The following is a 10,894-nucleotide window of genomic DNA, read 5'->3' on the forward strand; positions in this document are numbered from 1 at the left end:
ACTACGTTTTTCTCACCGTAATTCGATCATGAAGCTGGAATCCTTACGCAAGGAAATTGATGCGATTGACGTCGAATTGCAGGAATTGATCACAAAGCGCGCCCAATTGGGTGTCCAGGTGGGACAGATCAAGAACCGGCAGGACAATCCCCAGTTTTTTGTGCCGGAAAGAGAGTCCAAGATTCTGAACGCTGTCATTGAGCGGAACAAAAATGGTCTGTTGAGCGACAAGGATATGATTCAGATCTTCAGGGAAATCATCTCGGCGACCCGAGCTTTGGAAGATCCGATTCGTATCGCCATTCTCGGTCCTGAGGGAACGTTCACACAGGCCGCGGCTCACAGTCATTTCGGGCATTCGTTTGACACAGTGTACCGACCGACGATCAATGATGTGTTCTCCGCCGTTGAGCTGGAAAAAGCAACTTACGGCGTCGTTCCGGTTGAAAACTCAATCGAAGGAGTCGTCAACAGCACTTTGGACCGTCTTTTCGATTCTCCCCTTCAGTTATGCGGTGAAATTGAACTTCGGGTTGAACATGCCTTGCTCAGCCAGGCCGACGACCTGTCCGACGTCAGGAAAGTGATGGCTCATCCACAGGCCTTGGCGCAGTGCAGCAACTGGCTGAGCCGAAATTTGCCTGACGTGGAACTGATCCCGGTCAGCAGTAATGCAAAAGCGGTCGATGTCATACGTAACGATGCAGATTCAGCAGCCATTGCCAGTGTGGCAGCGGCTGAAATTTACCATGTTGGAGTTCTCCGGACGAATATTGAGGACCGCGTCGGCAACACCACGCGTTTTCTCATAATCGGCAAGATCGCGACCCGGTCTACCGGCTACGACAAAACTAGTATTCTGGTGTCAAAGAAAAATGAAGTCGGTTCGTTGGTGGAACTGCTTGAGCCCTTTGCGAGATTGGGTGTGAATATGTCGAAAATCGAATCTCGGCCCAGTGGGAAGGCGATGTGGGAGTATGTGTTCTTCATCGATTTCGAGGGGCATGTGGATGATGAGAACATCAAACAGCTGTTCGAGGAATTGAAACAAAGGGCACCACTATTCAAATTGCTGGGATCATATCCCCGAAGTGTTAGTTGATGCCAGACAAGTTCTCGCCCTATGACATAGTCTCATCAGGGTTGCGCAGTCTCAGACCCTATGACCCCGGGAAGCCGATCGAAGAGCTCGAACGGGAGTATGGAGTTCGCAATGCAATCAAGGTGGCATCCAACGAAAACCCGTTGGGCGCCTCCCCCAAGGTCATCAGACTGATCGCGAACACGTCCAGTCAGATACACCGCTATCCGGATGGTTCCGGGCATGACCTGAAGAATGAATTGGCCGTCCGCCACAATGTCGGAGCCGACCAGATTTGCCTGGGCAATGGATCGAACGATGTGTTGGATCTGCTCGCCCGCGTTTTTGTCAAGCCCGGGCAGGAAGGTGTCATTTCGCGACACGCGTTCATCGTTTATTATCTGTCGCTGATATATGCACATGCGAAAGCCCGTGTGGTCGATGCAAAGAACTACGGACACGATCTGGAAGCGATGGCGAACGCAGTCAGTGACGACACGGCAATCATGTTCATCGCAAATCCCAATAATCCCACTGGAACCTGGTCGACAGAAGGTCAGTTGCGACAACTGCTCAACAAGGTTCCCTCACAGGTGATTGTTGTCGTCGATGAGGCGTATGCCGAGTACACTGAACAACCGCAATATCCTGATTGCACACAATGGTTGGCAGACTATCCGAATCTGGTGGTAACGCGGACTTTTTCCAAGATTTATGGGTTGGCCGGCATGCGAATCGGCTATTCGGTCTCATCACCTCAGATCAACGACCTGATGAACCGGGTTCGCCACCCATTCAATTGCAACAGCTTGGCCATGTCAGCCGCGCTGGCGGCATTGGAGGACACCGACCACACTGAACGCAGCCGTCAACTGAACCGTGAACAGATGCAATACTTGCGCAATGGGTTTTCGCAGCTTCAGCTGGATACGATCGAATCTGTCGGAAATTTCATCTGTGTCGACCTGAATGGCCCAGCGATTCCCGCTTATGAAAGCCTGCTTGGACTTGGCGTGATTACACGACCTGTTGGAGGCTACGAAATGCCAAATCATCTTCGGGTATCGGTAGGAACTGAAGCCGAGAACCTGCGCGTGATGGAAGCTTTTGAAAAACTGAAGGAACTCAAAATTATCTGAAAAGCGGCATAATTGAACCGCATAGGCGCCAAAAGACATGACTGATCTCATCCGCTGATGATTGCCAATAGAAAGACTCGGTACCGATTGGTATGCTCGCAGCCAAACAGAATGGATTGACTGACGGCAGCCCTTTGTGCGCGAAGATTCCGTTTCGAATTTGAGAAGTCATGATCATAGATAGGCTACTTGTAATCGGTGTCGGCCTGATCGGCGGTTCGTTGTCCCTCGCACTTCGCAAAGCTGGAGCGGTACGGGAGATTGTCGGGGCCGGGCGTAATGAGAACAATCTGAAAAGAGCGATCGAGCTGGGCGTGATCGATCGCTACTCCCTGAATTTCGCAGATGAAGTCCCGTCTTCTGACGTTGTAGTTATTGCGACACCGATGCTGGCAATGGATTCGATATTTGAAACCATCGTATCGACGAACTATCGGGATTCGATCATTACTGATGTTGGCAGTGCCAAGACACTGCTGGAGGAATTGTCAGACAGATATCTGGATTCGTCTTTCACTGGTTTTGTACCTGCACATCCGATCGCCGGGCGAGAGTGTTCGGGAGTGGAAGCCGCATCTGAGAACCTGTTTGAGAATATGCGAACCATAATCACACCCACAGCTCGCAGCAGTTCGCATGCGATAGAAAAAGTCAGGGACATGTGGGCCGCGACAGGCTGTGTTATCGACGAGATGGATGTCCAGTCTCATGATGAGATCCTGGCGGCAACCAGTCATCTGCCACACGTTGCAGCGTTTGCCCTTGTCAACTATATCGCCAATCATCAAGACAATCGCGAGTGTTTCCAAATGGCCGCAGGCGGGTTTTATGACTTCACTCGGATTGCGTCCTCCGATCCGGTCATGTGGCGCGATATATGCTCCGCCAACGCTTCCCTGATCCTGCAGGAGTTGAACGGGTATATTGATAATCTTCAGCAAATATCAGCTTGCATCTCTTCCGGGAACATTGACGAAATCGAACAGATATTTCGAAATGCGAAGTCTTCCCGCGACGAGAATCTGAAATTGGATTCCCATCAGCAACCATAATCGCAGGATAGATTGTGATCAGTTACTCTGTAAGCCCCGGCAAACCGTTGACAGGAAGCCTGACATTACCTGGAGACAAGTCGATATCTCACCGGTCTGTTATCTTCGGCTCGATTGCAAAAGGGCGGTCGGTCATTGAAGATATCCTTCTCAGTGAGGATGTGTGGATGACGATCAACGCATTTCGGACCTGCGGCATTGATATTCGTCAAGATGGTTCGGAGTTGACCATCGAAGGCAAAGGGTTAGGAGGGTTGCAGAAACCTCATTCCGACATCTACTGTGGAAACTCAGGCACATCACTGCGACTTCTCACCGGGTTGTTTGCAGCCCAACAGTTTCCGTCAAGATTCACCGGAGACGAATCTCTCTCCACCCGCCCGATGCTCCGCGTAGTCGAGCCATTGCGGCAGATGGGTGCGAATATTACACTGTCTGATAACAACAGCTTGCCGGTTTCAATCACGCCGAGCGAGCGGTTGAGTCCAATTGTTTGGAAACTGCCCGTCGCCAGCGCACAAGTCACGTCAGCAATACTGTTGGCTGGGCTATATGCAGTAGGTAAGACCACCGTAGTTGAACCTGAACTCACTCGGAATCATACCATGAATTTTCTCGATGCTTTTGGTTGTCCGGTAGAGCGGGATTCAGGCAGAATTTCCATCACTGGAGGTTCACAGCTTACAGGACAGCGCATTCAGGTGCCAGCCGATTTTTCTTCGGCTGCATTTTATATCGTTGCCGCTACAGTCACACCTGGTTCTGATCTGACTCTGAAAGGGGTTGGAGTCAACCCGACCCGGACAGGTCTGCTTGACGTACTGAAGTCAATGGGAGCAAAGGTTGAACTTATGAATGCAAGAGAGGTCGGTCCGGAACCCGTTGCGGACATTCGGGTGCAATGTGCTGACTCCCTCGAGGGTACTGTAGTCAATCCTGACCTGATTCCAAAAATGATTGACGAAATTCCCATTCTGGCTGTCGCAGCAGCCTGTGCCGACGGAGTAACGGTCATTTCGGGCTGTGAGGAACTGCGTGTGAAGGAAAGCGACCGCATTCATTCGGTAACAACCGGACTGGCGAACATAGGAATTTCTGTCAGCGAACGCCATGACGGCTTCGTGATCCAAGGTAGCAAGCGAAGTGGAGGAACTGTTGACAGTTTCGGTGACCATAGGATCGCCATGGCTTTTGCAATTGCAGGATCTGTGTCTGAAACCGGCGTTGAGGTCATGAACTGTGATTGTGTCAACACTTCATTTCCAGGGTTCGCTGACATTGCACGAACGGCCGGTATGAACATCGTCGAAAGTGGTACCGGGAAATGAATTCATTTTCGAAGGTGGTCACAATTGACGGGCCGGTGGGTTCGGGAAAAGGTACAGTCGGGCAGAAACTCGCATTGAAGCTGGGTTGGAAGTTTCTGGACAGTGGTGCACTTTATCGGACGTGTGCCCTGGTCGCGACAGACAATTCGCTGGATGGCGGAAACCCAAGCGAGATCCTGGAAATTGTCCGAAGCAGTGATTTCAGGTGTGAGCCGCGCCCAAATGGTGAGGAAGCTTTGGTGTTTATTGGCGGTATGGATGTCAGTGAGCGGATTCGAACACCGGCAATTGCGCAGTTTGCATCTGAATTGGCTGCAAACAGCTCAATTCGCAGTGGGTTGTTGCCAATACAGAAGGATTATCTGCAAGAATCCGGCTTGATTGCGGACGGACGGGATATGGGTACGGTTGTATTTCCAGACGCATTGTTGAAGGTTTATCTGGATGCCAGTCGTGAAGCCAGAGTCAAAAGAAAGTGCATACAGTTGAAAAAAAAAGGAATTTGTGTTAACTTTGAGCCCCTTTATGAAGAAATTGAGCAGCGTGATACGCGTGATTCGAACCGAACACACGCCCCGCTTGTAATACCCGAAGGTGCATTGGTTATTGACACTTCAAACTTGTTGCCCGACGAAGTCGTGGTTCGAATTGTCGATAAATTGAATACCATGCCTGAACGGCGTTAATAAGATGTATTTTGTAATAACAGTCTGGAGCTGATTGATAAATATGGAAGAAACGTTCCCACAACTATTTGAGGAAAGTATCAAAGACGTTGAAATGCGCGCAGGCGAAATTGTGCTTGCCCAAATCGTTGAGATTGACAAGGACTATGTACTTGTCAACGCTAATCTGAAATCTGAGGCCGAAATTCCAATTTCGCAGTTCAGGGACATGAAAGGTGAGGTAAATCTGAAAGTCGGTGATGAAGTGGAAGTCGAGATTGAATCCATCGAAGATGGAAGCGGTCGCACACGTCTTTCCCGGGATAAGGCTTGTCGGGTTCAGGCATGGGAAAAAATTGAAACGGCATACTCAGAACAGAGTGTCATTCTTGGCGTGATCACCAGTCGGGTGAAAGGTGGCTTTTCAGTTTCACTTGAGAATGTGCGGGCTTTTCTTCCAGGGTCTCTATATGGTGCGCGCATTGCACCGGAGGGCGAGAATTTCGAATTCGAAAAAGAGCCTGTGGAATTCAAGATTATCAAGTTGGACCGTGCCAGAAACAACGTCGTGATTTCCAGAAAGGCTGTATTGGATAAAGAACTGTCTGAGGAGCGCGAAGCGCTGTTGGAAAGCCTGGAAGTGGGGCAGATCATTCAGGGCATCGTCAAGAACCTTACCGATTACGGTGCATTCATCAATCTTGGCGGAATTGACGGACTGTTACACATTACAGATCTTGCCTGGAAACGCGTCAAGCATCCATCCGACATTCTGACCATTGGTGAGGAAATTTCGGTAAAAGTTCTGAAATGCGACCGTGAACGATCTAGAATCTCGCTCGGACTCAAGCAGTTGACCGAGGATCCATGGTCGAACATCGACCGGCGATACAAGGTTGGAGACAAATTAATCGGCAAGGTTACAAGTCTGACGGACTACGGTGCCTTCGTGGAGATTGAGGAAGGAGTCAAGGGACTCGTCCACGTCTCTGAAATGGATTGGACTTCCAAGAATGTCTATCCAGCCAACATATGCGGTGTTGGCGATGAGATCGAAGTGATGGTTCTTTCAGTGGATCTCGAACGTCATAGAATTTCTCTCGGAATCAAACAGTGTCAGTCGAATCCGTGGGTGGAGTTCGCATCCAAGCACGCAAAAGACGATCGGATAACGGGTCGAATCAAGTCATTTACAGATTTTGGAATTTTCGTTTCACTGGAAAATGGAATTGACGGATTGGTTCACAGCAACGACATAACCTGGAGTGGTGACAGTGAGGCGGAACTCAGAAAGTACGACAAAGGCGATGATATCGAGGTTGTCATACTCACAATAGACGCTGAGCGACAACGAATCTCGCTGGGTATCAAGCAGATCCAGGAAGATCCATTTTTCGCATATGTAGCCGAAAATGGTAAAGGTTCGGTAGTCAAGGGAACCGTTGATGAATTCGAGGAAAAGCGTGTCATTGTCAGTCTTGCCGATGGCGTGAAAGGGATGATTCGAGACAACGAGCTCGCAAAGAGCAAATACAAGGAAACGAAGTCAGCCATGGAAGTCGGGCAGGAAGTCGAATCCAAAGTTCTGAGTATTGACCGCAAGAATCGAAAAATATCACTTTCAATCAAAGCGTTATTGATCGAAAGTGAGAATCAGGATTACCAAAACTATGCGAAAGAGGACACAGGCCCCACGCGAACTTTGAGAGATAAGCTCAAGGAGAAATTCTTCACTTCGACAGAAGAGTGATGATGCTGAACTGAAAGGTATACCGCTATGACAAAAAAAGAATTGATCGACTCGTTGGCGTCCATTCACAGTGACCTGCACAGGGACGATGTCCATAAGGCGGTCGATTTGATATTGGATTGCATTAGCGACGGACTCGCTGAAGGCAAACGCGCTGAATTCCGAGGCTTCGGAAGTCTGCAACTGCGTTACCGGAAGGCAAGAAGTGGCCGCAATCCCAGAACCGGTGATGCCGTAGCTGTCCATGGCAAGTATTTTCCAAGGTTCAAGGCAGGCAGGGGACTACGGGAACGTGTGAACAAACCCGTAGAGGGTGTCGACGACTGAGGCAGGCTGCACCGATCTTGTAATCTGATACTTCGGTACTTCGTGCACTTGCGTCGATTACTTTCGAGGTAGGTCGGCTTGAAAAAGATTCTTGTCGTCTTTATCGCTGTTGTCGCCCTATTGTTCGGGGTGACATTCACCATTCGAAATCCACAAGTAGTCGAATTATCCTACTATTTCGGAATTCAATGGCAAGGCCCGCTTTCCTGGTTGGTGATCATGGTCTTCGCTCTGGGCGTGTTGATTGGAATCGTGATCAGCTATCTGCTCTTCCTTAAGCGGAAATTCCTATCCAATCCCAAACGGTCCAAGCCGTCGGAGGTTTAGATGGAACCTGAATGGCTGTTACTGTTATTGCCTGTTGCAGCGGCATCCGGGTGGTTCGCGTCGAATTCGCTGTCGTTTCCATGGCGGAAGCGAAACCGAATACCTTCCATCTATCTCCAGGGGATCAATTATCTGCTTAATGAGCAACACGACAAGGCGATTGAGCTTTTTCTTGACATGCTTGAGGTGGATAGCGAAACCATAGAGATTCATATGACACTGGGCAATCTCTATCGACGAAGAGGGGAGATTGAGCGGGCGACACTCATACACGAAAATCTCATCGATCGTTCCGATCTGACTGCCGAGCAGAAAAAAAATGCTTTCTTTGAGTTGGGCTATGACTTCTTTACGGCTGGAATCCTTGACCGGGCAGAACGAATATTTACTGAGCTCGCTGAAGACAGCAGGTTTCAGGAGCCGGCTTACGAAGCGTTGCGGGACATCTACGAGCAGGAAAAGGAATGGGACAAGTGCCTTGCCGTTACGAACAAACTCAATCGTTCGTCATCCAAGGACTATTCGGCACTGATCGCCCAATACTACTGCGAAAAGGCTGAGGAGGCAATTCGGGAAGGTCGCTACGATCTGGCCGAAGAGAACATCAAGGAATCCCTGTCTTTTGATCACAACTGTGTACGAGCCATACTGCAGTCGGGTCGGGTCAAGGCTATTCGAGGAGAGCACGAAACGGCAATATCGATCTGGCGGTCTCTCGAACAGAAGAATCCCAAATACGTTCTCGAGACCGTTGATCTGGTCGCTGAAAGTTACACGGCGATTCATCAAATCAGCGAATTGGCTGAATTTCTGCGAGTCATAGCAGAGGCAACATCCGATACGGAACTGGCTGTTGCATACGTCGATGCACTGGAAGCGCAGAACAAGGATGAGCGGGCCAGCCAGTATCTGATCGAATGGATCAGAAGCCATCCCTCCTTGCATTGTCTACATCGATTGATACTGCTGAAACTCAAGGAATCTGAGGGCAAAAGACCATCCACCGATTTCATGTTGATTGAGACTCTGATTCGTCGCGAAATGGACTCGGCGAGACACTATGCCTGCCTGAGGTGTGGGTACACCGTAAAAACACTTCATTGGCAGTGTCCCGGATGCCGGGGATGGAATACGATCATGGCGACTCGCTCCACTGCATTGCCGAATGCGAATAAAAAAGAATTGAGTCCGCCCTTGTATGGTCGATAGGATTCGATGAGTTCTGCAGTTATTGCGATCATCGGGGGTTCATGGTCCGGCGCATTACTGTCAGGAATATCTGTCGAGGAACAGATTGAACTGACTACCCCGTATGGCGACCCGTCTTCTCCAATTGTACGTGCGATCTACAATGACCAACCGATCTATTTGCTGCATCGACATGGCACGCCACATTCGATATTGCCACACAAGATCAACTATCGAGCCAATATTTGGGCACTTTCACAACTGAAAGTCAACACCATTGTGGCGATCGCGACATGCGGCGGCATCCGCCCGTCGCTGGGCCCGGGTTCAATATTGATACCCGACCAATTAATCGATTACACCTGGGGCAGGGAGTCGACATTCCTGGATGGGTCCGAAGGACAAATAGGCCATCTGGAAATGACCCACCCATATTGCTCTCAACTCAGGGATGCCCTGATCCGTGCTGCAAAGCATGTCAATGTGGCAGTTGTGAATGGCGGAGTTTACGGAATTACCCAGGGCCCGCGATTTGAGACACCGGCCGAGATCGACCGAATGGATAAAGACGGAGCGGATGTTGTGGGAATGACCGGAATGCCTGAAGCGGCATTGGCGGCAGAAAAATCGATTTGCTATGCAACGGTGAACTTGATTGTAAACCCGGCTGCGGGGCGTGCAGATTCCGCAATTGGCATAAGTCAGATTGAACAGGCTTGTGAGTTAGGCTACGAACGACTGAATCGATTGCTCGCTGAGACTCTTGCAATTGTAAATTCAACGAATCACATGAAACCCGACAGCACGGTCATGTGGATGTAAATATCTGAGATCAATGTTGCGTTGGCGGCATCAGCTGGAATGTACCCGATAATTGCCTGGCGATAGCAACATTGGGGCGGTGGACCGGGTTATCGCGGGCGGACCATGTAAAAGATCACTCCGAACTTTGGATGATCGAAATAGTGCAGTTCCCCGATCCGCACCTGACGTTTTTCATTCAGTGTATATTCGGTGCCTTTGGAGTACAGTAACACCGGTTTGTCCAATTTGACCAAGCCTTTTTCCACTGGCTGCGTCGGATTGTACGTAGCGTCTATTTCCACTTGCAGAATCAGTTGGACTTCGTACAGGGCAATCTCTCCGGAAAGCAAAAGATTGGGGGTCAGGGAAAATTCCTCATGTTCAACGTCGAGCGATACAGCAACTGTACGACTTCGCCTGACCGGTTCCTGCACCCAGCTCAAGTGACTCAATATCGTATAGTTCGGATGTTGATTCAAAATGTTTGCGATACCCGTCAGTTCTGTTGATTGGACGGGTCTGGGCGCTTGGTTCGATATCAAATCAGGCGCTTCAACAAGACCGGATAGCTGGTCGGATTCATCAACAACAATTTCCTCCGATGGTTTCAGGAACCATTCCGGATTTTCGGAGGCCTTGTTGACGTGCGCGAATACTATGGCTTCGATATGTACAGGTGCGGCCGAAGCGGCCGAGAAAGTCAACACAGCATATGTCAGAAAACTGACGCGGAGGAAGTACGATACAGTCATTAATGAATTCTTCTTATCGGGCTCACTAAACCTATTTTAAGGGAATCATGTATTTGCAGCCACCATAGAACGGTCAACGAACAACTAGACCGATATGAGCTGCCGCAACAGATTCGAGCGATGTCGACACCTGGTTACCGACTGAGCAGTACAAATTGTACTACCTTGACTTGTCCAGTGGCATCTCGTGCAGCATCTTGGTGGACCTAACGAGAACCGCAGTTAGCATATACGAAACCGGTGCCTCGACCTAAGCATCTGACTTTGTTCGATTATTAACCGAATAGGACTGATGCCGAATCGTATTGCAATCATCTTTCAAGAGAGAACTCAAGCACTCAGAGCATCAAAGCCGCCGACTGGCTGATCATTCATAGTTGCGCATTGTCGGACCGGAAAATTATTCGCCAGGATGAATTCGATGGATGAGGCGTTTTCGTTAACTGAAAACCGTTGGTATGACTCGCGATCGCAAGGGGGC

The 10,894-nt window shown here is 49.6% G+C and carries 11 protein-coding genes; 10 read left to right on the forward strand and 1 reads right to left on the reverse strand.

Annotated elements, in window-relative coordinates:
• Positions 1 to 28 precede the first annotated feature (28 nt).
• The 10 genes from pheA (at position 29) to OXI60_00280 (ending at position 9,679) form a co-directional block, all read left to right on the forward strand.
• A complete protein-coding gene (gene pheA / locus OXI60_00235; protein ID MDE0308246.1) occupies positions 29 to 1,102 on the forward strand; it encodes a prephenate dehydratase in 1,074 nt (357 codons plus the stop codon).
• A complete protein-coding gene (gene hisC / locus OXI60_00240) occupies positions 1,102 to 2,220 on the forward strand; it encodes a histidinol-phosphate transaminase (protein MDE0308247.1) in 1,119 nt (372 codons plus the stop codon). Before pheA ends, hisC begins: the two co-directional genes overlap by 1 nt.
• A gap of 170 nt (positions 2,221 to 2,390) precedes the next feature.
• Positions 2,391 to 3,272, forward strand: a complete 882-nt coding sequence (locus tag OXI60_00245; GenBank protein MDE0308248.1) for a prephenate dehydrogenase/arogenate dehydrogenase family protein — start codon at positions 2,391 to 2,393, stop codon at positions 3,270 to 3,272.
• A gap of 14 nt (positions 3,273 to 3,286) precedes the next feature.
• The gene (gene aroA, locus OXI60_00250) at positions 3,287 to 4,600 is read left to right on the forward strand and encodes a 3-phosphoshikimate 1-carboxyvinyltransferase (GenBank protein MDE0308249.1); all 1,314 of its coding nucleotides are present in this window, start codon (positions 3,287 to 3,289) and stop codon (positions 4,598 to 4,600) included.
• Positions 4,597 to 5,286, forward strand: a complete 690-nt coding sequence (gene cmk, locus OXI60_00255) for a (d)CMP kinase (protein MDE0308250.1) — start codon at positions 4,597 to 4,599, stop codon at positions 5,284 to 5,286. Before aroA ends, cmk begins: the two co-directional genes overlap by 4 nt.
• 43 nt (positions 5,287 to 5,329) lie before the next feature.
• Entirely contained in the window at positions 5,330 to 7,015 is a 1,686-nt protein-coding gene (gene rpsA / locus OXI60_00260; protein ID MDE0308251.1) for a 30S ribosomal protein S1, read from the forward strand.
• A gap of 27 nt (positions 7,016 to 7,042) precedes the next feature.
• The gene (locus tag OXI60_00265; protein MDE0308252.1) at positions 7,043 to 7,342 is read left to right on the forward strand and encodes an integration host factor subunit beta; all 300 of its coding nucleotides are present in this window, start codon (positions 7,043 to 7,045) and stop codon (positions 7,340 to 7,342) included.
• Between the two features lie 78 nt (positions 7,343 to 7,420).
• Positions 7,421 to 7,669, forward strand: a complete 249-nt coding sequence (locus OXI60_00270) for a LapA family protein (protein MDE0308253.1) — start codon at positions 7,421 to 7,423, stop codon at positions 7,667 to 7,669.
• Positions 7,670 to 8,878, forward strand: a complete 1,209-nt coding sequence (gene lapB, locus OXI60_00275) for a lipopolysaccharide assembly protein LapB (GenBank protein MDE0308254.1) — start codon at positions 7,670 to 7,672, stop codon at positions 8,876 to 8,878. It begins immediately after the preceding gene.
• Positions 8,879 to 8,884: 6 nt separating this feature from the next.
• The gene (locus OXI60_00280) at positions 8,885 to 9,679 is read left to right on the forward strand and encodes an S-methyl-5'-thioinosine phosphorylase (protein MDE0308255.1); all 795 of its coding nucleotides are present in this window, start codon (positions 8,885 to 8,887) and stop codon (positions 9,677 to 9,679) included.
• 89 nt (positions 9,680 to 9,768) lie between these two features.
• Here OXI60_00280 and OXI60_00285 read toward each other — a convergent pair whose 3' ends face one another.
• Positions 9,769 to 10,413: a CsiV family protein gene (locus tag OXI60_00285; protein MDE0308256.1), complete on the reverse strand. Its 645-nt coding sequence runs from the start codon at positions 10,411 to 10,413 to the stop codon at positions 9,769 to 9,771.
• Positions 10,414 to 10,894: the final 481 nt, after the last annotated feature.

The sequence above is a fragment of the Acidiferrobacterales bacterium genome, assembly GCA_028820695.1.
In the GTDB taxonomy this organism is placed as follows: domain Bacteria; phylum Pseudomonadota; class Gammaproteobacteria; order Arenicellales; family JAJDZL01; genus JAJDZL01.